Genomic DNA, 20,344 nt, shown 5'->3' with positions numbered 1-20,344 from the left:
GGACGCTCAGCCGACGGGCCGAAGTTTGTCTTTAGTCTAGGGTATAACGCCCCGGGGCCGCACATGGTGAAATGTGCTGTATGCGTCGCGCGTCATTCGCCGCACGGATTGCAGCGCTTTCTATACTGAAGGCCTTGCCGGGCGGCGGCCCGGTCCGACACAAAAGACGACGGCCAGCGTGCTGCCGATCACATCGCGGTGTACCGCGAGACAACGCGCGGCCGCATCGCGCGTCAGGGGGTCGCCAAGCCACGTTGCGGTTGTGGCGTCGGCAGGCCTGTTGTCACGAGGAAACGGGCAGACACAGAACTTTGCTCCGGCAACCCCGAAAATCGGGGGTTGGTCAAGCATGTCTGCTAGAATCCGCCTGCAAATTCAAAGGCTTACCATGCTCTATCCCGAATTGTTCAAGTCGTTGGAAGCGGTCCGCTGGAATATGGAAAAGGATATTCCGTGGGACACGTTCGATGCGTCGCTGTTGACCGACGCGCAAGCGCAGACCATCAAGATGAATGCCATCACCGAGTGGTCAGCCCTGCCTGCCACCGAGATGTTCCTGCGTGACAATCGCCACGATTCCGATTTTTCGGCGTTCATGAGCGTGTGGTTCTTTGAAGAGCAGAAGCACTCGCTGGTGCTGATGGAATATCTGCGCCGATTCCGTCCGGACCTGGTGCCGACCGAAGAAGAGCTGCACAACGTGCGCTTCGAGTTCGATCCGGCCCCGCCGCTGGAAACGCTGATGCTGCATTTCTGCGGCGAGATTCGTCTGAACCACTGGTACCGCCGTGCCTCCGAATGGCACACCGAGCCGGTCATCAAGGCGATCTACAAGCATCTGTCGCAGGACGAAGCCCGCCACGGCGGCGCTTACCTGCGCTACATGAAGAAATACCTCGGCCAGTTCGGCGACAGCGCGCGCAGCGCATTCGCCAAGATCGGTGTGCTGATGGCCTCGGCCCGCCGTACCGAAAAGCCGCTCCACCCCACCAACCTGCACGTGAACAAGGCGTTGTTCCCGCAAGACACGGTGCAATCGCGCCTGCCGAACCCGGACTGGCTGGAGCACTGGCTCGACGAGCAGATCAAGTTCGATGCCGGCTGGGAAAAGAAGGTCATCGAGCGCATTCTGCACAACATGGGTCTGCTGTTCGAGCGCACCTTCGAAACCGTGCAAGACCTGAATCGCTACCGCAAGGAACTCAACGCACGTCTGCTCGGCTCGACCGAACAAGCTGCCTGACCCTTGCCAGTGGCAGTGAGCGGCCCATCGATTCGATGGGCCGTTTTGTTTTTCACCCCGATTTCGTTTTCGCCATGACCGCTCGCCAGCCCGCGCCCGCCTTTGAACAGAAGATCTGCGACTCCGCCGACGTGGAGGCCCGCGTGCGCGCCTTGCCGCGTCCGATCGTCTTCACCAACGGCGTGTTCGACATCCTGCATCGCGGACACGCTACGTATCTGGCGCAGGCACGTGCGTTGGGGGCGTCGCTGGTGGTGGGCGTGAATACCGATGCCTCGGTGCGGATGCTGGGCAAGGGCGATGACCGCCCGCTCAACACGCAGGACGATCGCCTGGCCGTGCTGGCTGCGCTGGAAGCGGTGAGTCTGGTGGTGTTGTTTGCCGAGCGCACGCCGGTCGAACTCATCCAGCGCGTGCGTCCCGACATCTACGTCAAGGGCGGCGACTACGACATCGATGCGCTGGAAGAAACGCGCGTGGTGCGTAGCTGGGGCGGTACGGCCCTGGCGATTCCGTTCGAGCATGACCGCTCGACGACGGCGCTGCTCAAGCGCGTGCGCGCGACGTCCTGAGCGTTTAGCGCGATGCCGTGACCGCCGCGCAAGCGTGGAGGTCTTCGGCGCCCAGGGTCTTCTTCAACGCGGCCAGTTGGGCCGCGACGCCCGACGCCGCATCGGCGGTGGTCGTCACACGCAGCGAGGTCTGTGAGCCAAGCCGACGCGTTTGCGTGACCACGGCGGTGCGCACGTCCTTGGCGCGCAGTTCGTCCAGACGCTGCTGAGCGCGCTCCTTGTCGCGGAACAGGCCCAGCGACACCACAAACGTATTGCCTTCCTGCACGATGGCTGAATCCGCAACGTTGCGGCGCTTGAGTTCGGCCACCTTGCGATCGGCATCGTCGCGCGTGTCGCGGGCCGGCATGTGGACCCACCAGCGGTTGTCTTCCTGGCGCGTGATGCGCTCAACCTGCACACCCGCCAGTTGCTTGAGCTGATCGATGCCGCGCGTGGCCTGTGCTTCGGTCAGGCCGCCGAGCTCGGTGCAACTGCCGCTGCTGTCAGCGGCGGTAGCGGTGGTCAGAGCCGTACGCTCGATGCTGGCTTGCGGGCCCGATGCGGCAGGCGTGGAAGCCGCCGGCTGAGAGCCTGGCGCCGATTTGGGTACGGCGGCGGCCGGTGCCGAAGCGGGTGCCGGTTCGAGAATACGGATCTCTTCGGTGCGGATCTGGCGGCGCATGCGATCGGGCTCGCGCTCGCTCTCGAACCACGCCTTGGATACTTCTGGCCCGAACACGCCGGTATTGGCCGCGAGCAGAACGCCGTTGACGAGCAGCAGGAGCAGCAGGGCGAGGCGAAGCGTCATGGTGCGAACGGACGTGGATTCGGACGGTGGCTCGGAATGCAGGAACACAGCGGCAACAACGGTAAGACGTCAGACGAAAACAGCAGCCCGGCCGACCGAGGCTAGGCCAGCGTCGCGGCGCCTTCCCGGCGCGCGCGCGCCAGTACCTGCAGGCCGAGCAACACGAGATTATCGTGCATCTGGAACGGCATGCGCAGATGCGGCCCCAGCGCGGCGCGTGCTCCGCCGCTCAGCACGCAGCGTGCCGGGCCGGGATATTGCTTCTGCAGTGCCATCCACGTCTGCGCAATTGCACCCGCCTGGGCGATGACGCAGCCCAGCGCGATGGCGTCCTGCGTATTGTCGGCCCAGGGCGGCGCAACCACGTCGCCCGCACTCAGGTAGCTGACATCCACTTCGGGCAACTGCGCTGTGTTGCGTGACAGCGCGCGCATCATCAACGTGAGGCCGGGCAGTATCAGGCCGCCCGCAAACAGACTGTCGGGCGTGACGATATCGAGGGTGGTGGCGGTACCTGCCGTCACCAGCAGCAGGGCCGTGTCGGGCCACAAGTGGCGTGCGCCGACCGCGCCGATCCACCGGTCAGTGCCAAGCTGCGTTGGGTCGCGATACCCGTTGCGCAGGCCGGCGGTGGCGTCTTCCGACGCGGCAATGCGCACGCGCGCCCCGTCGAATACGCGGGCGATGCGCGCGGTGAGTGCATCGCGCAGTGCCGGGCCGGCCACCGCGCTGATCCATACCTCGGGTGGGGCAACGCCGGCGGCGTGGCAATCGCGCCAGTCTTCCACCAGTTCAGCCAATCGATCGTGTGCGCGGGCGCCGGCATGCTGCCACGGCGTGCCACCCGGTTCTTCGGGCAGGGCGAGTTCGGCGTCGGCGCCGCCGGCAATCCACGCCCACTTGATGCGTGTGTTCCCTGCGTCGATCAGCAACAGCGGACGGGCGGGAGCGGCGTGCGTGGCAGAGACCTTCAGGCGCGTCATGGCTGCTCCGCGTCTGCGCTGCGCAAGGAGACCTCGCCGCTGTGGACCCACTGCACCCGTCCGCCCGATTCGATCGCCAGGCGGCCTTGCGCGTCGATGCCATGCGCCACGCCCTCGAGTACCACGGTGCCGTCCTGCCACAGGCGCACCCGCTCGCCGGCAAAGGCATCGCGGGCGGCAAACGGCGCAACGAACGGCGCCAGGCCCTGTACGCCGAAGCGCTGCAGGTGTTCACCCAGCGACGTGAGCAGCGCCGAAAACACGGCATTCGGCTCCGGCGCATCCACCAGTTCTTCCACGCCCGACAGGCCGCGGCCCAGCGTGGCTTCCAGCACGCGCGGCCGTTCCAGGTTCAGGCCGATGCCGATGACGGCCCAGGTCCGGCCCGGCTCGGTTCGCACGGTCTCGACCAGGATGCCGGCCAGCTTGCGCCCCGCAATTTGCACATCATTGGGCCATTTCAGGGCGAGCGCCTGTCCGCTGCCGCCCCGGACTTCCGCGTACCCAGCCACGGCGTCGGCGACGGCCACGCCCACGGCCAGGCTCAGGCCGCCGAGCTGTGCGGGCTCGCCCGCAAAGGCGCACGCGATGGAAAACGTCAGGCCGTGGTCACCACCCCACGGGCGGCCCTGGCGGCCGCGTCCGGCGGTCTGGCGCTGCGCGGCCAGCACGCGTGCGCCCAGCAGCGGGGCGGCGCCGGCATGGGCCGGAATCGGCGTGCCGGCAGGCCAGGCGGCATCACGCACCGCGGCCATCAGATCGGCGCTGGTGGAGCCGGTGGCTTCAACCACATCGATGGGCCAGCCGGCGGCCGGGCCGCTGGGCTGGATGCGCTCGCGCGCAAGGCGCCACCGCACGGAGGGTTCGGCAAGAGACATAAAAAAACGGGCGATCAAGTTCGCGCTAAGAATGCGCGCATTGTACGAGCGGCCATCCAAACAGGAGCGCGGCGCTTGCTTCAAGCGACGAAAAGGCCTCACAGTGTGGCAGCCAGTGTGACAGCCTTTGGCGGCGCCTTGGCTACAATTCCACCGATATCCGGCATCACTGCTTACGGAGAACCGTTTGATCACCTGCCGTACACCGCAGCTTGAGGTGCGCGTTGTCGATGGACGCTCTGTCGCCTTTCTCTCCGGCGACTGGACGACGCTCGCGCTGGCCGAGCGCGCCGGCGTGCGCAGCGCGCGTCAGCAGATCCGCGCCGGGCTGGACAACGCCAACGCGTGGTGCCTGACCGAGGTGGGCCGTATCGACCACTTTGGCGCGCAACTGCTGTGGCGCGCATGGGGCAACCAGTGGCCCGAACACCTGGATGCCCGGCCCGACCAGCGCCGCATGCTCGATCGGGTTGCCAAGCTCGACCCGGGCGGCTGGAAGCAGCGCCTGGCGCCGCGCATGAACCCGGTGGCGATCCTCGGCGAGGGCATGCTCGACTTTTTCGATCACGCCCGTAACGGCATCGCCATGGTCGGTCAGTTGATGTTCGACTTCGGCAGGTTCGTGCGCGCGCCGCATCGCGGCCCGTGGCGCGAGATCTCCGCCAACATCTACAGCACGGGCTACAAGGCGCTGGGCATTACGGCGCTGGTGGGCTTTCTCATCGGCATCGTGCTGAGTTATTTGTCGGCCAACCAGCTGCGCGTGTTCGGGGCCAGCATCTTCATCGTCAACATTTTGGGGATGGCCATCATTCGCGAGCTCGGGCCGGTGCTGGCGGCGATTCTGGTGGCAGGGCGATCCGGCTCGGCCATCACGGCGCAGATCGGCGTGATGCGGGTGACCGAAGAACTCGATGCGATGCGCGTGATGGGCATCTCGCACGGCTTCCGGCTGATCCTGCCCAAGGTGATTGCGCTGGCGATTGCCATGCCGCTGCTGGTGGCGTGGACGGATCTGCTCGCGCTGGCGGGCGGCATTCTTGCGGCCAAGTTCCAGCTCGATATCAGCCCGACGTATTTCATCACCTCGCTGCCCGATGCGGTGCCGGTGGCCAACCTGTGGCTGGGCATCGGCAAGGGCGTGGTGTTCGGCATGCTGATTGCGCTGGTGGCGTGCCACTTTGGTTTGCGCATCCAGCCCAACACGCAGAGCCTGGGCGAGGGCACGACCACGTCGGTGGTGGTGTCGATCACCATCGTCATCCTCGCCGATGCCGTGTTCGCCATCCTCTTCAAGGACGTCGGGATATGACGCGGCCCCGCCATCCGCATATCGAGCATGCCGGAGCGCCGCCGGCGATCACGCCCGCGCGCGAACGCGTGATCGAGGTGCGCAGCGTCACCAAGCGCTACGGCAAGGTGACCGTGCTCGACAACATCGATCTGGACGTGTTTCGCGGCGAGGTGCTTTCTATCGTCGGCGGTTCGGGCAGCGGCAAGACGACCCTGCTGCGCCAGGTGGTGGGGCTGGAGAAACCGACTTCGGGCACGATCCACATCTTTGGCGAAGAACTGACCTGCCAAGTGGGCAACGAACTGCAGTCGATGCGCAACCGCTGGGGCATGCAGTTCCAGCACGGCGCATTGTTCTCGGCGCTGTCCGTGATCGACAACGTGGCGTTGCCGATGCGGGAATTGCGCACACTGCCCGACGCGTTCGTCCAGCGCGTGGCGATGCTCAAGCTGCAGATGGTGGGGCTCAAATCAACCGATGCCGACAAGATGCCGTCGGACCTGTCGGGCGGCATGATCAAGCGCGTGGCGCTGGCACGGGCGTTGTCGCTGGAGCCGGAACTGGTATTTCTGGATGAGCCGACCGCGGGGCTGGACCCGCGCGCATCGGACGATTACGTCGCGCTCATCCGCGAGTTGCGCCAGGAACTGGGCCTGACCGTGGTGATGGTGACGCACGATCTCGACACCCTGGTGGCGCTGTCCGACCGCATTGCCGTGCTGGCGGATCGCAAAGTGGTGGCGGCCAAGCCGCTGGAGCAGATCATTCAGATTGATCATCCGTTCATCAAGGAATACTTCCTGGGTGAGCGGGGCAAACGGGCCCTGATGGCGCTGGGCCCGCAGATGACGGAGGCGGTGGCTGCAGCCTCGCTTTCGACGCAGGAGGATTGATGGAAAACAAGGCCCACGCATTCCTGGCCGGGCTGTTCACGATCGGGCTGGTCATCTTCATCGGGCTGGCTGTCATGTGGTTCAACCGCGACCAGACCGTACGCGTGCCGTACGACGTGGTCACGCGCTCAACCGTCAACGGGCTGAACCCACAGGCTTCCGTGAAATATCGCGGCCTGGACGTCGGCAAGGTCGACAGCATCCGCTTTGACGACAAGGTGCCGGGGCAGATCGTCGTGCGCGTGCTGGTCGACAAGGATGCGCCCATCACCACCACGACATATGGCCGCTTGGCGTACCAGGGCGTGACGGGTCTGGCCTACGTGCAGCTCGACGACCGCGGCTTCGACAACAGCCAGCACGCGCCCAGCCCGGTGCGCCTGGCCACATCTCAGAAGGACCCCGCTCGCATTCGCATGGAAGCCGGCTTCCTCGACGAACTGGACAAGCGCGGCGACCAGATGCTCTCCAAGCTCGATCAGACGCTGAACTCGCTGTCGATCATGTTTGACGACGAGCACCGCCAGCAGGTCACGGCGTCGCTGCAATCGTTCCAGAAAACGATGGACGCCTACAGCACGCTCGCGCAGCAGGCGGAACCGACCATGCGCCGCTTGCCCAAGATTGCTGACAACCTCGATTCCACGCTGGTGGCCACGCGCAAGCTCACGCAGTCGCTGTCCGACCCGAAGGGGCCCTTGATGACGACGCTTTCCGGCGCCGGGACCGATCTGACGGCGGCTACGCAATCGATGCAATCTGCCGCCAACGTGCTGACCTATGAAACGCTGCCGCAGCTCAACGGGTTTGCGCGTGAGGCCCGCCAGGCCGTGCGCGGCTTCGACCACGCCGTGACGGACTTCAACGCACGGCCGCAGAGCGTGCTGTTTGGCCCCGCGCCCGGCGTGCCCGGCCCCGGTGAGACCGGCTTCACCGCGCCCGCCGCCCGCGCTCCGGCCCAGCCCTGAGGAGATTCCATGCCGATGTTGTCTGCTGTGTTCCGCCGCGCGCACGCGCTGCCTGCTTTGATGGCGCTGTCGCTTCTGGCGGGCTGCTCCAGCACGCCCGTGGCGCCCGCCGCCCTGTATGACTTTGGACTCGCGCCAGCCACCAGCGCAGGCGCACGCCTGCCCACCGCCTTGCGCGTGGCCGATGTGGCCGGCCCCGGCTGGATGGATGGCAACGCCATCTACTACCGCCTCGCCTATGCACAAAGCCAGCGCACCGACGCCTACGCCAACAGCCGCTGGGTGGAGTCGCCCGTGAACCTGTTCGACGCGCGTTTGCGCAACGCGGCGGCCGCGCGCGGCCATGTGGTCGGCTATCCCACGACCGATGTGCCGAGCTTGCGCGTCGAGCTGGTCGACTTCTCACAGGTGTTCGACAGGCCCGAAGCCAGCCGCGGCGTGGTGCGCCTGCGGGCAACGGTGTCGCTGGCGCGCGGCGTGATCGACCAGCGCGTGGTGCAGGCTGATGCGCCCGCGCCCAGCCCTGACGCAGCGGGTGGGGTGACGGCGCTCACGCAGGCGTCAGACAAGGCCATCGGCGAGGTGCTCGACTGGGTGGCGAGTTTGCCGCTGGCGGCGTCGACTACGGCCGCCCCTGCAACACCCGGGGCCGCATTTGGTACGCGCCGGCGCTGATACCTCAACCTCTCAACCGGATGGAGGAACCATCCGTGAAGAGCGGCATCGGACGCTATCATGGGCGGTTTCTTCCGGGCACGTCCGCTCCTCTTCCTAGATAGTTTCTTCCGGTGACGGACTTCCACTCGCAACCCGCCGCACCCACTCCGCATCGCCACTCTCCGCTTGCACGCGCCGGGCTGGGGTGGTTCGTGCTGCTGGTTGTCTACGCCAGCCTGTATCCGTTTGCCGGCTGGACAGACACCGGCGTTTCGCCGTTTGCCTTTCTGAGCGCACCGCTGCCGCGCTACAACACCGGCTTCGACCTGCTCACCAACGTGTGGGGCTACATGCCGTTGGGCATGCTGACGGTGCTGGCGCTGCATCCACGCATCACCGGCTGGCGCGCGGTGCTCGTGTCGCTGCTGGCGGGGCTGCTGCTCTCGGGCGCCATGGAGGCGATCCAGACCTATCTGCCCACGCGCGTGTCGTCCAACGTCGATCTGGCGACGAATACGCTGGGCGCCTTGCTGGGCGGCATCGTCATGCTGCCGTTTTCAGCGCGGCTCATCGACCGGGGTGGGCTGCGCCGGCTGCGCCGCCGTTGGTTCGAGCCGCATGCGACCTTTGCGATCCTGCTGATGCTGGTGTGGCCGTTTGCACAGATTTTTCCCCAGGAATTCCTCTTCAGCATGGGCGGGGTGATCCGCAGCATCCTGCTCGATCCATCGCCGGATGCGTTTGTCGTCAATTTCCTCAACGGGTGGTTTCCGGAGCTGTTTGACTGGCAGGACAAGCTGACGGCGCACCCGGAAGCACTGCAGCGTCAGGAGCTGCTGGAAGCGCTCATCACCGCTTGCAGCTGGATCGGCTCGGGGCTGCTGGCCAGCGTGGCCATGCGCCGTGGGGCGCCCATGCTGCGCCTGCTGGCTGCGTTGCTGGCCGGCGCGCTGCTGGTGAAGGCGGGGGCGACGGTGTTGCAGTTTCCGCTGGGCGGCGCGTGGGATTGGCTCTCATCCGGCGCGCGTTTCGGGCTGGTCGTCGGCTCGCTGGTGCTGGTGTTGCTGGTGCGCCTGCCGCGTTGGCTGCGCGGTGCGCTGGCCATGGCCCTGCTGATCGCGCTGATCATCCTGTCCAACGTGTTGCCGCCGAGCCCGTATTCGTGGGTGTCGGCACAAAGCTGGCGGCTGGGGCGTTTCGTCCACTTCAACAGCCTGTCGCAATGGATCGGCTGGCTGTGGCCGTTTCTCGGCCTCGGTTACCTCGCCTGGCGCGCCGAGCAGACGCAGCTGCAGCGGCGCGCCGGACGTCAGGCGCGTTGAGCGCGCGCCGCAGCCGATGCTGCATGTGGTGAGGCTGCGCGGCGTATTACCAGCAGGACAAGCAGTGCCCCCAGGTACATGGCGGTCATGGCGACAAAGCCCGCACGCCACCCAAACAGACCCGTCAACAACGCCGCCACGCCCAAGCCGATGAGCGCACCGCCCTTGGCTGCGCTGCTGCACAACCCCAGGGCAAAGCCTTGACGATCTTCCGGGCTGCTTTCTGCCACCAGGCTATTGAGGACCGGTAGCAGCCCGCCAAGACACAGGCCCCACGCCAGGCGCGCAGCGATGAACGCGGCTTCCCCTTGCGCGACGCCCTGCCAGAGCGCAGTCATGCCGCAGACGGCGGTCAAGACGCAGACGCGCCCCAGCGTGACATGTGTGGGCAGACCCGCAAAGCGCTTTGCCCACCAGCGCGCAGACAACGCCAGTGTCGCGGCCGTGGCGCTGTACGCCAGACCTGCCAGCATCACCGACCCATGCAGCGTCTCGGTGATATACGGCGCGAGGAAGCTTTGCGGCATGACGCGCGCGGCCTGCACTGCCACCATGCCGAGCAGCAGGCCGATCACCAAACCGCCCAGCGGCGCGCGACGTGCCTGGCGAGCATCGGTGTCCCGCTCGGTCTCGGATCTAGGCGCGGGCTTGATCGCGGGCAGGCAGAACATCGCCAGCGGAATGCACGCCAGGATCACGACCGCCCCCGCCGTGTTGGCCATCCGGAAGCCCATCAACCCCACGAGCCATGCGCCGACCGGCGGCGCCATGAAGCTGCCACACGCCGTGACGGTCTGCAGATCGGCGAAGACGCGTCGGCGCATGTCGGCCGGCGCCACTCGCATGGCGTAGATCTGTGCGGCCGCCAGGAAGCCGGCGAGGCCACCTTGCACCGTGCGCGCCAACAGCACGCTCGCCGCCGAGTCTGCATAGACCGACCACAGCTGTGACGCCGCCAGCGCGACCAGCGCCCGCAGGATCATCGGCTTGGGCCCGACACGGTCGGCGAGGCGCCCCCACCATGGCGCGGTGACGAGCGTGGCGGCCATCGGTGCAAAGTACGCTGCGCTCGCCACCCACGCGAACGGCACGTGCGGCACCGGTGACAGCTCGCGCAGGAACAGCGGCCAGAACGGCCCCGTCATTTCCATTGCGCCCATTGAAAGGGCCTGGATGACGAGGAGCCACCGGATGGCCCCCCGCCACGCATCCACAGTCGTTGGCGGGTTCATGCGCGAGCTGCTGCAGCCAACGGATTGGGCAACGCGGCGTGCATGTCGTCGGACTGGTCGCGCAGGCGCATGCGGACGAACGTCTTGAACGTCCATGGCGCTTCGAGCAGCGCGTGGCGCTCGTGCGCCCAGGTGTCGGCATCCAGCGCTGGGCGGTTCGCATCGAACACGGCCTGCATGGCCTCATGCCATTGGCGCAGCCCCACCGTGTTGCCATGGTCCGGGAACAGCGCCAGCGCCAGTTCACCGATGTGGCAAAGCAGGAAGGCGTGGATGAGCTTCTTGCGTGGGATGTCCCGATCGGGATACGTCGTGTGGCCGGCGCGGAACGGTTCGATCGAGAAGCCCTGTGCCTGCAGCGTCGGCAGCGCGATCTTCACGTCGCCAAAGTCACGCACCACCAGCCGCTCCGGCATGCCGGCCTCGCTGATGACGACGAAGGTGTTCTGCTGATGCGCTTCCAACGCAATGCCGTAACGCAGATAGAGGCCGACGATGGCCGGAATGGCGACGCGCAGATAGGCGTTGAAGAAACGTGCGGCCCGCTCGGTGCGGGTGCCATCGGCCTGGCGCGCCAGCACGGTGTCGAGCAGCAGGGGCGCCGCTGCCTGCGTCATGTCTGCGGTGAAATCCGGCGTGAAGAGGGCACCGACCGGCAGCAACCGCGCGTTGCCGGCAATGCGCGTGGTGGGGTTGTCGCGCACGATCATCGACAGATGCCGGGCGCGATCGTCATCCGTGCCGGCCACGTGGATGCCGTGGCGTTCGGGCACGATCGACAGGACGCTCGCCAATCCTGCGTCGGTCGCGAGGATGCGTTCCAGCAGGGCGCTCACGCGTGGCCCCATCACGGCCGACTTGGGGGATACGGTGCGCTCAACGCTGGTCAGCCGCATGCTGATCGGCAGCTTGAGCATCGGGCCGCCCGGCGCGTCGGTCGCGGCCACGGTGCGGAACGACATCGTCGGGCGGGCGGCAATGCTGATGCCCGGCAGGTTGATCAATTCGCCTGCGGCAAATTCAGCGGCGAAGGTCTCGCCGAGCGTCGTGTCGCGCTGCCAGGGGTGGACGGGCAGCGGCAGCCACGCTTCGGGCGCGAGCTGGCGTGCCAGCAAGGCTTTGCGAAACGCCGCCATGGTTTCGGGGAAGGTCGCCGCGAACCAGTGGGCGTACGGCTGCACACCCTCCATCGTGGTGACCTGCAGGCGATGGGCCGCCACGGCCACCACGCCGATGGACACCTGCGCCTCGAACTCTGGTGAGAGCGCGATGACCTGTTCGGGCGCGAGCCCCAGCCGCGTCTTGTAGGCCGGATGCCACGGATGCCCGCCGGTGCCCCACTGCTCGGTACGCGCCAGGGCGTGCGGCGTGCCGTCGCCGCAGAGCAGGGCGAGCGCGTCTTGCGACGCCGCAACGCGATGCTCGGCGGCGAGACGCTCACCCCAGACCAGTCGATAGGCCTGGCACAGCGTGTCGTTGTCCTGGCTGTTGTCCAGTTCCGTGGCGAGCCGGGCGATGGCGGCCAGGCGGTGGGCGTCGGTGGCATCGCCAATATCCAGCATGGGCGCGAGCCAGTTGAGCAGGGCGGATGGACGCTCAATAGGCGTTGGCGGGCGGTCGTGCGCCAGCACAGCGACGTCGCCCGTCAATGTCCAGCTCCCGAGCGCGCCTGGCCGCAAACCGGTGAAGCGCAATAGCACGCGCAGCTGCCAGATCGGCAACAGCGTCACATCGGCGCGTGTATCGGCGATGAGCTGGTCTGCGTTGAGCAGCGCTTCACGAAACAGCGCCTGGAGCAGGCGCGACAGCACCCGCCGCCGTGCCAGTTGTTGTGCCGCTGACCAATGTTCGGCCTGCACGCCCACTTCGAGCAGCGCGGGAATGGATTCAAGGCGGAAGTTGCCGGCCGCGGCGGCAGCGGATGCGGTTTGAGTCTTGGCGGCGGTATCAGATCGACGTTGCACGAGGGCTCCTACGGGACATGAGCGTGTGCAGGCGAGCGGGGGCTCGGCCCTGCAGCACAGGGGGTCCAGATGTAGGGGCCGCTTCTGAGGCAGGCGGGGCATGCAGCGACCCGGTGGGCGCTGCAAGGGGTTATCCGTCTAGGTTTGTGCGCCAAGGCGCCATTTGGTGCGCTGCAGTGTAGGTGAGAATGATTCGCAGTTGCAACAAAATTTGATGACTTTGAGGGGGGCGGGTGACGAAGCCGGCGCGTGAGTCATCTTCACGCAACCGACATGAATCCTTTCTACCTTAGCGCCTGGTGAGTAGACGGCCGCGCCGCACGGTTCGGCCCGCTGAAGTCATCAGGAGGTCATCTGCGGGTGCCTCCCGTGATCCACACCGTCGACTGATCTCGTTGTGTGCGCTCAGTCAGTCGCTGCCCCGTGTTGTCCCCCCACCCCCCCAAAAAACACAGACATCAGGACGAGAACATGACCTCCAACAGTCGCCGTGGTTTTCTCCGTTCCGCCGCCCAGTTGGCTGCTGCATCCGCAGCCATGGGCGCGGTGCCCGAAGGCATTCGCCAGGCGCTGGCGATTCCCGCCCATAACGCGCACCGCAATATCGAAGACGTGCAGCACATCGTGATCCTCATGCAGGAGAACCGATCATTCGACCATTACTTCGGCACGCTCAAGGGCGTGCGCGGGTACGGTGATACGCGCACCGTCACGCTGCCCAACGGCAAGAGCGTGTGGCACCAGCCGATGGCCGGCGGCGTGGGCGAAGTGCTGCCGTTCCGCCCGAGCGCGCCCGATCTGGGCCTGCAGTTCCTGCAAGACCTGCCGCATGGCTGGAACGACACGCACCTCGCCGTCAACGGCGGGCGTTACGACGGCTGGGTTCCGCACAAGGGCACCACGACGATGGCCTATCTGACGCGCCAGGACATTCCGTTCCACTACGCGCTGGCCGATGCGTTCACCATCTGCGACGCCTACCACTGCGCCACGCCCACGTCGACCGACCCGAACCGCTACTACATGTGGACGGGCTATGTCGGCAACGACAACGTCGGCGGCGGCCCTGTCATTGACAACGCGGAAGCGGGCTACGGCTGGTCGACATATCCGGAAGTGCTGGAGGCCGCCGGCATCTCGTGGAAGATCTACCAGGATATCGGCACGGGCCTGGACGCCGCAGGCTCCTGGGGCTGGACGAGCGACGCCTACATCGGCAACTACGGCGACAACGCGCTGCTGTACTTCAAGCAATACCAAAATGCACAGCCCGGCAGCCCGCTGTACGACAAGGCACGCACCGGCACCAACGCCGCGGCCGGCGACGGTTACTTCGACATCCTCAAGCGCGACGTGCAGAACGGCACGCTGCCGCAGGTGTCGTGGATTGCCGCGCCGGAAGCGTTCTCCGAGCACCCGAACTGGCCGGCCAACTATGGCGCCTGGTACATCGACCAGGTCCTGCAGATCCTGACCTCCAACCCCGAGGTGTGGAGCAAGACGGCGGTGTTCGTCACCTACGACGAGAACGACGGCTTCTTCGACCACCTCGTCCCGCCGTTTGCATCGTCGGGCAGCAACGGCCTGTCGACGGTCGACACCACGGGCGAATACTTTGCGGGCAACAGCACGTACGGCGCCGGCAGCTACGGCCTGGGCCAGCGCGTGCCGATGCTCGTGGTGTCGCCATGGTCCAAGGGCGGCTACGTGTGCTCGGAAACGTTCGACCACACGTCGATCATCCGTTTCATCGAACAGCGCTTCAAGCGCACGCACAACGTGCGCTCGCCCAACATCTCGAAGTGGCGTCGCGCTGTGTGCGGCGATCTGACGTCGGCGTTCAACTTCGCCACGCCCAACGAGGTGGTGCCCACGCTGCCGAGCACCGCCGCCTATGTGCCGAAAGACAAGTTGCGCCACGCCAGCTACGTGCCGCTGCCCCCGCTGGTGCAGGCCTTGCCGAAGCAGGAAGCCGGCCTGCGCCCATCGCGTGCGCTGCCGTACGAGCTGTTCGTGCGCGGCCGCCAGGATGAAGCCGCCGGCAAGTTCCAACTGGAATTCGTGAACACCGGCGACGTGGGCGCCGCCTTCCTCGTCTACACAGTCGGCAGCCCGGACGCGCCGCGCACCTACACGGTGGAAGCAGGCAAGCGCCTGTCGGACAAGCTGGCCGTGAACGCGGGCGGCGCCTACGACTTCACGGTGCACGGCCCGAACGGCTTCCTGCGCCGCTTCGTCGGCAAGCTCACGCTGTCGGGCCTGCTGCGCCCGCATGGCCGCGCGTTGGAGGTGAAGGAAGGCTACGATGTGGCCAACGGCAACCTGCAACTTCGCCTCATCAATCATGGCCGCGCGCCTACCGTCTTCACCATCAAGAGCGCGTACACGGGCGAGAGCGTGCAGCGGGAAGTGCGCGGCGGTGACGATGCGTCGGTATACCTGGACCTGCGCAGCCAGCACGCCTGGTACGACCTGACCGTCACGGCCAGCAGCGATGCCGGTTTCGCGCGTCGCCTCGCCGGTCACGTTGAAACCGGCCGCGTCAGCGCGTCTGATCCGGCGCTGAGCGCATAAGCGGTATCCAAGCAAAAACGGCCCGCCGGCGTGGTCTGCCGGCGGGCCGTTTTTTTCGTCGCTTCTGCGTCAGAGCTGCTTCGTGTACGTGCGTGCTTGGTACAGCGCCAGCGCGCTCAGCCCGACGATCAACAAGATCGCCAGCACATCGGCAAACGGATAGCCCCAATACTGCGTCATTGCGTGGTCTCCTTCGGTTCGATGTCCAGCAGGCCGGTATCGGTCATGCGTTGACGGCCAAACTCGGTGATGGCGTAGCGGAAGTGCACCTTGCCGGTGGCTTCGTCCAACGTGTCTTCAGCGGTTTGCACCAGGCCGCCGGAGTACAGATCCGCGAGAATGGCGCGAATGCTGCCCGTCCAGTATTCGTCTTCGGGTTTGCCGTATTCGATGCAGGTGCGATGGGCGATATCGCTGTCCCACAGCGTGTCGCTGCTCGCGAGCAGTTGCAGGATGTAGCCCTTCATGTGCAGTTTCATGCGTGCGTCTCCGTGGTTGCAGGTGCTACACCGCCGCGGATCACTTCCAGGTTTTCCGAGCTTTCCGACACCATCACGAAGCCGCCAAAGATCACCAGCGCCAGCCCGATCAGGAAATACCACTCCGGAAACTGCAGCGTGAAGATGGCCGTGAAGAGGGTGGCGAACATTGCGTAGAACGCGCCAAGCGCCTGCCCGCGCCCCACGCCGATCAGCGGAAACGACTTGTACCAGGCCACCGCGCAGAACGAGAAGGTGACGCCGCCCACGACCAGCCACAGCAACGCCTTGCTGTGGACAATGCCCGAGGCAATCTCCGTAACGGGCACGGGCACATGCGCAAACAGCGCGATGGCCGGCAGGATGAGGACGACCCAGTAGATGGCCTCGGCGGTGTAGCGGATGGAGACGCCGCAGTCGGGGTCCGTCACATCCATGGCGCGGCCGACGATCGCGCCTTCCAGGCCCCAACCGATCGCCGCCATGGCGCCACCCAGGTAGCCGATCCACTGATGGCTGCCGCTGTGCGATTCGGCCACCAGTGCCGGGCCGTAAATCGCCACGCCGCCCAGAATGATGATGGCGATGCCCACCGCTGCCCGCGCGCTGATGCGCTCGTTGTACCAAAGCTTGGCTACCGTCGCGCCCACCACTGGATACAGCAGCCCGGCCACAGCCGCGAACACGGCACCGACATAGCCCATCGCCAGATACGAACCGAAGTTGGCCATCAGTCCGCCGACGACTGCCGCAATGAAGTACCAGCGCGAGATCTTGCGAAACTGGCCGAGGGTGCGGAAGTAGTCGCTCAGCTTGCCGAGGGAGCCGAGCCACACCCACTGGAAGATCATCACCATGACGCTATGGAACGCCGTGATGACAGCCGCGCAGACCAGGAAGACGCGCGGGTCCGAAAGGTCCATCCCGGCAAACGGGGATTCATGCCAGACGGCCGTGCCGGGCACGTACCAGGCGCCCCATAAGACCGCGGCCCAGAGCGCCCAGCGGTAGCCCCACTGCAGCGTGCGTCGATGATGTGCCGCGCGGGCGGCGGAGGAAGAAGCCAAAGCCGATCTCCTTGTTCTGTAAGCGCCAGTTCCGAAAAAGCGGGATGTGGCGCTTGAGTTACTGGAGGTTCATAAATGAACTGATAGTTTTCTGGGGTCTATGCCGGCCCTCCAGGCATGCCGGAAGAAGTCGCACTGAGCGACCGGGGTTGTGGGTAGGCTACGTCTGTGACGTCAGGGCGGGGCCGGGGCTACGACGCGCCCGTCTCGGGCACCGTGTCGACCACGGTGATCAGATGTAGGGGCGTGTCTGTAGCCGGATCGCGCGCCAAGGACGTGGTGATGCGCACCGGCACGGCGGAGCCATCCCCACGTACCAATTGCAGCGAGAGCGCATACGTGGGCACCGTGCCGGCGAGCAATTCGCCGTATTGGCGCAAATGGCGGGCGAGGTCGTTGCGGTGGGTGAGGTCAAGCAGCGTGCGCTGCTGCAGCGCCGTTTCGGGCTGGCCCAGCAGCGTGCACAGCCATGGGTTGGCGCGCAGGCAGCGGCCTTCCAGGCTAACCTGCGCGATACCGACCGGCGCCTGCTCGAACAACGTCCGCAACTTGGCCTCGCTGTCGCGGAAGGCGGCTTGTGCTTCCACTTCGGCGGTAATGTCCTGCGCCGCACCGATCATCGTGGGCGTGGCTGCCGACGGGTCCTGCGCTTCGCCTTCTTCACGAAGATGGCGAAGCGAGCCGCCGGGCAGGGTGATGGTGTATTCGACGCGATACGGTTGGCGCGAGGCCACGGCGCGGTCCAGCACGGCCTGCACGCGGGCACGGTCTGCGGGAACGATGGCGTCCAGGTAGCGCGCCATCGTCACCGGCGTGGCTTGCGGGACCCAGCCGAAGATCCGGTAAGCCTCATCTGTCCAGCGGCACGCGTCGCTGCCGGGTTCCCAGATCCAGCTGCCGAGATGGGCGATTTGCTGTGCCTTGGCCAGCAGCGCCTCCGAATCGCGCAAGGCCGCTTCGGCGGTGTGGCGCTCGGTGGTGTCCAGGCTCAGGCCGATCATTTTGATTGGCCGGTCCTGCGCGTCGCGCACCAGCGTCGCTCGCGAAACGATCCAGCGGACCACGTCCGGCGCCGGCGCAATGCGAAATTCATGCTCGTACACGCCGCCCGCACTCAGGTTCTGCGAGACCGCAGCCTGCACTCCGGGCACGTCTTCAGGGAGCACGCATTGCCAAAAATCTTCCAGCGTGCGGATCGGCCGACCAAACAGGCGCGCGACATTGGGTGAATACGCCACCGCGTCCGTCAGCAGGTTCCACTCCCACGTGACCACGCCGGAAATCTCCTGCGCGAAGGTCATGCGCGCCTCGCTTTCCATGATCGCGGCGATGTGTTTCTGCCGGCCCTCGCGGGCGCGGGCGTCGGTCGTCAGGCTCGCTTCCAGGTCGGCGAGGGCGCGGTCGCCGTAGCGCAGCCACAGCCAGTTCACGTTCAGGAAGCGGGCCAACGCGAGCAGGTTGGCGTATTCGATCTCGCCGCCGCGCGTCCATTTGTGGACAGCGGAGGGCGACACCCCCAGCGCTGCCGCCACTTGCTTGAGCTGGATGCGGCCGCGCGTCAGCACGCCTTTGAGGCGGCCGGCAAAGCTGTCGTCATCGAGCGGGCCGTCTGGCGGCGGAAGTGCTGCGGCGGTCATGGGGCGGATTTACTGGAAGTGATTCGCGAAAGTATAGCGCGCTGTCTATAGGAAAAATTTATAGCTATGTGATGTTGTTAGGTCATAACGATTGGCCTGAAGCAACTAATTTTTCCTAGACTAGTCCAAAATTCTCCAAAGGTAAATAAAAACACCAACAGTGAATTTCAGGGTCGCCGCATCGGAACGCCGTCTGACAGGACGCCCGGTGCCGGCATTTCAGGCGCCGACTTCTTTGCGCGCCAACCATCCTCATGGGTACTGGATATGACGCAAGCTTCCCTTTCCACCGATTTCCGTTCCGCCGCGCTGGCGCCCCGTCTTGATCTCTATATCGACGGCCAGTGGGTCCAGCCCGAAGGCGGCGTGTACTGCGATATCGTTGATCCCGCCACCGAAGGCGTTCTGACGCAGGCGGCGGATGCCTCAGTGGCCGATGTGCAGCGTGCCATTGCCGCTGCCCGCCGCGCGTTTGACGAAGGCCCGTGGCGCCAGACCGGCACGCGTGAGCGCGCCCGCCTGCTCAACCGCATTGCCGACGCCATCGACGCCGACGCCGAGAACCTCGCCACGCTCGAATCGCTCAACACCGGCAAGACCATCACCGAAAGCCGCTGGGACATGGACGGCATTGCGGCGACCTTCCGCTATTTCGCGGGCCTGGTCGCCACAGAGTCCGGTCTCATCAACGAGGCACCGAACACCGTCATCAGCCGCACGCTGCGCGAGCCGGTGGGCGTGTGCGGCCTCATCACGCCGTGGAACTACCCGCTGCTGCAGGCCGCCTGGAAGATCGCACCGGCGCTGGGCGCGGGCAACACCGTCATCGTCAAGCCGAGCAACCTGACGCCACTCACCACGCACCGCTTTACCGAGCTGCTGATAGAAGTCGGCGTGCCGGCGGGCGTGTTCAATCTTGTCACCGGTGCGGGCGAGGCCGGGGCCGAGCTGTCGCGCAACCTGGACGTGGATCTCGTTTCGTTCACGGGCGGCGCGGTTGCCGGTGCGGCGGTCATGAACGCGGCCGTCGGCAACTTCAAGAAGATCGCCCTGGAGCTGGGCGGCAAGAACCCGAACATCATCTTCGACGACGCGGATTTCGATACCGCCGTCGACTACGCGGTCAACGCGGCGTTCTTCCATGCGGGCCAGGTGTGCTCGGCCGGATCGCGCCTGATGCTGCAAGACGGTATCCACGACCGCTTTGTCGATGCGCTGGTCGAGCGCGTCAAACGCATCCGCGTGGGCAATGGCTTCGCTAATGGCACGGAGATGGGCCCGGTGCAATCCGCATTCCAGCGCCAGAAGATCATCAACATGATCCAGGCCGGCGTGCAGGAAGGTGCGGTGCTGCGCTGTGGCGGCAAGGCGCCGGAGGGCAAGGCGTTCGAGCGCGGCTTCTGGCTGGAGCCGACCGTGCTCGCCAACGTGCGCAACGACATGAAGATCGCCACCGAAGAAATCTTCGGCCCGGCGCTGACCGTTGAGCGCTTCTCCACCGAAGAAGAAGCGGTGCGCCGCGCCAACGCCACGCCGTTCGGCTTGGCCGGCGCTGTGTGGACGGCCGACCTGAACCGCGCCAACCGCGTGACCCGCGCACTGCGTTTCGGCACCGTGTGGGCCAACGACTATCACCCGTACTTTCCTGAAGCGCCGTGGGGCGGCTACAAGGCCAGCGGCATCGGCCGCGAACTGGGTCGCGGCGGCCTGGACGAGTACACCGAACTCAAGCACAGCTACATCAACCTCGCTCCGCAGCCGATGGGCTGGTTCGGCGCGGACGCTGCGTAA

General features: G+C 66.0%; 17 protein-coding genes. 9 read left to right on the top strand and 8 right to left on the bottom strand.

What is annotated here, in order from left to right; translation table 11 throughout:
* The first annotated feature begins 388 nt into the window (after positions 1-388).
* A complete protein-coding gene (locus ACTJK6_RS07760) occupies positions 389-1,243 on the top strand; it encodes a ferritin (RefSeq protein ID WP_027678401.1) in 855 nt (284 codons plus the stop codon).
* A gap of 74 nt (positions 1,244-1,317) precedes the next feature.
* Positions 1,318-1,815, top strand: a complete 498-nt coding sequence (gene rfaE2 / locus ACTJK6_RS07755; RefSeq protein WP_343620929.1) for a D-glycero-beta-D-manno-heptose 1-phosphate adenylyltransferase — start codon at positions 1,318-1,320, stop codon at positions 1,813-1,815.
* 4 nt (positions 1,816-1,819) lie between these two features.
* On the opposite strand, the gene ACTJK6_RS07750 is transcribed toward rfaE2, so the two are convergent.
* The 3 genes from ACTJK6_RS07750 to ACTJK6_RS07740 all read right to left on the bottom strand — a co-directional run bounded on the left by ACTJK6_RS07750 (position 1,820) and on the right by ACTJK6_RS07740 (position 4,466).
* Positions 1,820-2,605, bottom strand: a complete 786-nt coding sequence (locus ACTJK6_RS07750) for an SPOR domain-containing protein (RefSeq protein WP_440838651.1) — start codon at positions 2,603-2,605, stop codon at positions 1,820-1,822.
* A gap of 101 nt (positions 2,606-2,706) precedes the next feature.
* Entirely contained in the window at positions 2,707-3,588 is an 882-nt protein-coding gene (locus tag ACTJK6_RS07745) for a type III pantothenate kinase (RefSeq protein WP_260804020.1), read from the bottom strand.
* Positions 3,585-4,466: a biotin--[acetyl-CoA-carboxylase] ligase gene (locus ACTJK6_RS07740; RefSeq protein ID WP_440838650.1), complete on the bottom strand. Its 882-nt coding sequence runs from the start codon at positions 4,464-4,466 to the stop codon at positions 3,585-3,587. The genes ACTJK6_RS07745 and ACTJK6_RS07740 overlap by 4 nt, the downstream gene beginning before the upstream one ends.
* 187 nt (positions 4,467-4,653) lie before the next feature.
* On the opposite strand from ACTJK6_RS07740, the gene ACTJK6_RS07735 reads away from it, so the two are divergent.
* From ACTJK6_RS07735 to ACTJK6_RS07715, 5 genes are all read left to right on the top strand, one after another.
* Positions 4,654-5,778: an MlaE family ABC transporter permease gene (locus ACTJK6_RS07735; protein WP_024976804.1), complete on the top strand. Its 1,125-nt coding sequence runs from the start codon at positions 4,654-4,656 to the stop codon at positions 5,776-5,778.
* A complete protein-coding gene (locus ACTJK6_RS07730) occupies positions 5,775-6,653 on the top strand; it encodes an ABC transporter ATP-binding protein (RefSeq protein ID WP_260804018.1) in 879 nt (292 codons plus the stop codon). Before ACTJK6_RS07735 ends, ACTJK6_RS07730 begins: the two co-directional genes overlap by 4 nt.
* Positions 6,653-7,621, top strand: coding sequence for an MlaD family protein (locus ACTJK6_RS07725; RefSeq protein ID WP_440815784.1), 969 nt, complete (start codon positions 6,653-6,655; stop codon positions 7,619-7,621). Before ACTJK6_RS07730 ends, ACTJK6_RS07725 begins: the two co-directional genes overlap by 1 nt.
* A 9-nt stretch (positions 7,622-7,630) precedes the next feature.
* Positions 7,631-8,296 (top strand): ABC-type transport auxiliary lipoprotein family protein, encoded by a 666-nt coding sequence (locus tag ACTJK6_RS07720; RefSeq protein ID WP_440815787.1) that lies wholly within the window; start codon positions 7,631-7,633, stop codon positions 8,294-8,296.
* A 113-nt stretch (positions 8,297-8,409) separates the two neighbouring features.
* Positions 8,410-9,600: a VanZ family protein gene (locus tag ACTJK6_RS07715; protein ID WP_440838649.1), complete on the top strand. Its 1,191-nt coding sequence runs from the start codon at positions 8,410-8,412 to the stop codon at positions 9,598-9,600.
* On the opposite strand, the gene ACTJK6_RS07710 is transcribed toward ACTJK6_RS07715, so the two are convergent.
* Both ACTJK6_RS07710 and ACTJK6_RS07705 read right to left on the bottom strand, forming a co-directional pair.
* Positions 9,588-10,832, bottom strand: a complete 1,245-nt coding sequence (locus ACTJK6_RS07710) for a rhizoferrin export MFS transporter (protein ID WP_440838648.1) — start codon at positions 10,830-10,832, stop codon at positions 9,588-9,590. The two genes, ACTJK6_RS07715 and ACTJK6_RS07710, sit on opposite strands and share 13 nt — an antisense overlap.
* Entirely contained in the window at positions 10,829-12,796 is a 1,968-nt protein-coding gene (locus ACTJK6_RS07705; RefSeq protein WP_440838647.1) for an NRPS-independent rhizoferrin synthetase, read from the bottom strand. The genes ACTJK6_RS07710 and ACTJK6_RS07705 overlap by 4 nt, the downstream gene beginning before the upstream one ends.
* Positions 12,797-13,267: 471 nt before the next feature.
* Here ACTJK6_RS07705 and ACTJK6_RS07700 point away from each other — a divergent pair, with 471 nt between their 5' ends.
* Complete coding sequence (locus ACTJK6_RS07700) at positions 13,268-15,370, top strand: phosphocholine-specific phospholipase C (protein WP_440838646.1); 2,103 nt, start codon at positions 13,268-13,270, stop codon at positions 15,368-15,370.
* A 176-nt stretch (positions 15,371-15,546) separates the two neighbouring features.
* Here ACTJK6_RS07700 and ACTJK6_RS07695 read toward each other — a convergent pair whose 3' ends face one another.
* The 3 genes from ACTJK6_RS07695 to ACTJK6_RS07685 form a co-directional block, all read right to left on the bottom strand.
* Entirely contained in the window at positions 15,547-15,849 is a 303-nt protein-coding gene (locus tag ACTJK6_RS07695) for a hypothetical protein (protein ID WP_322017197.1), read from the bottom strand.
* Complete coding sequence (locus ACTJK6_RS07690) at positions 15,846-16,916, bottom strand: DMT family transporter (protein ID WP_322017198.1); 1,071 nt, start codon at positions 16,914-16,916, stop codon at positions 15,846-15,848. Before ACTJK6_RS07690 ends, ACTJK6_RS07695 begins: the two co-directional genes overlap by 4 nt.
* A gap of 191 nt (positions 16,917-17,107) precedes the next feature.
* Positions 17,108-18,553, bottom strand: a complete 1,446-nt coding sequence (locus tag ACTJK6_RS07685; RefSeq protein WP_440838645.1) for a PAS domain-containing protein — start codon at positions 18,551-18,553, stop codon at positions 17,108-17,110.
* A gap of 267 nt (positions 18,554-18,820) precedes the next feature.
* Here ACTJK6_RS07685 and ACTJK6_RS07680 point away from each other — a divergent pair, with 267 nt between their 5' ends.
* Positions 18,821-20,344 carry an aldehyde dehydrogenase family protein gene (locus ACTJK6_RS07680; protein ID WP_440838644.1) on the top strand — a complete coding sequence of 508 codons (1,524 nt, stop codon included), beginning with the start codon at positions 18,821-18,823 and terminating at the stop codon, positions 20,342-20,344.

Source organism: Ralstonia sp. 22086 (assembly GCF_052045975.1).
Lineage (GTDB): Bacteria > Pseudomonadota > Gammaproteobacteria > Burkholderiales > Burkholderiaceae > Ralstonia > Ralstonia wenshanensis.
Note: the sequence above shows the minus strand (reverse complement) of the source record. Positions and strands in the feature narration are given on the sequence as shown.

Coding starts and splice junctions, on each gene's coding strand:
- ACTJK6_RS07720 (WP_440815787.1), top strand. CDS start 7,631: ATGCCGATGTTGTCTGCTGTGTTCCGCCGCGCGCACGCGCTGCCTGCT.
- ACTJK6_RS07680 (WP_440838644.1), top strand. CDS start 18,821: ATGACGCAAGCTTCCCTTTCCACCGATTTCCGTTCCGCCGCGCTGGCG.
- ACTJK6_RS07745 (WP_260804020.1), bottom strand. CDS start 3,588: ATGACGCGCCTGAAGGTCTCTGCCACGCACGCCGCTCCCGCCCGTCCG.
- ACTJK6_RS07740 (WP_440838650.1), bottom strand. CDS start 4,466: ATGTCTCTTGCCGAACCCTCCGTGCGGTGGCGCCTTGCGCGCGAGCGC.
- ACTJK6_RS07760 (WP_027678401.1), top strand. CDS start 389: ATGCTCTATCCCGAATTGTTCAAGTCGTTGGAAGCGGTCCGCTGGAAT.
- ACTJK6_RS07710 (WP_440838648.1), bottom strand. CDS start 10,832: ATGAACCCGCCAACGACTGTGGATGCGTGGCGGGGGGCCATCCGGTGG.
- ACTJK6_RS07695 (WP_322017197.1), bottom strand. CDS start 15,849: ATGAAACTGCACATGAAGGGCTACATCCTGCAACTGCTCGCGAGCAGC.
- ACTJK6_RS07750 (WP_440838651.1), bottom strand. CDS start 2,605: ATGACGCTTCGCCTCGCCCTGCTGCTCCTGCTGCTCGTCAACGGCGTT.
- rfaE2 (WP_343620929.1), top strand. CDS start 1,318: ATGACCGCTCGCCAGCCCGCGCCCGCCTTTGAACAGAAGATCTGCGAC.
- ACTJK6_RS07730 (WP_260804018.1), top strand. CDS start 5,775: ATGACGCGGCCCCGCCATCCGCATATCGAGCATGCCGGAGCGCCGCCG.
- ACTJK6_RS07725 (WP_440815784.1), top strand. CDS start 6,653: ATGGAAAACAAGGCCCACGCATTCCTGGCCGGGCTGTTCACGATCGGG.
- ACTJK6_RS07700 (WP_440838646.1), top strand. CDS start 13,268: ATGACCTCCAACAGTCGCCGTGGTTTTCTCCGTTCCGCCGCCCAGTTG.
- ACTJK6_RS07685 (WP_440838645.1), bottom strand. CDS start 18,553: ATGACCGCCGCAGCACTTCCGCCGCCAGACGGCCCGCTCGATGACGAC.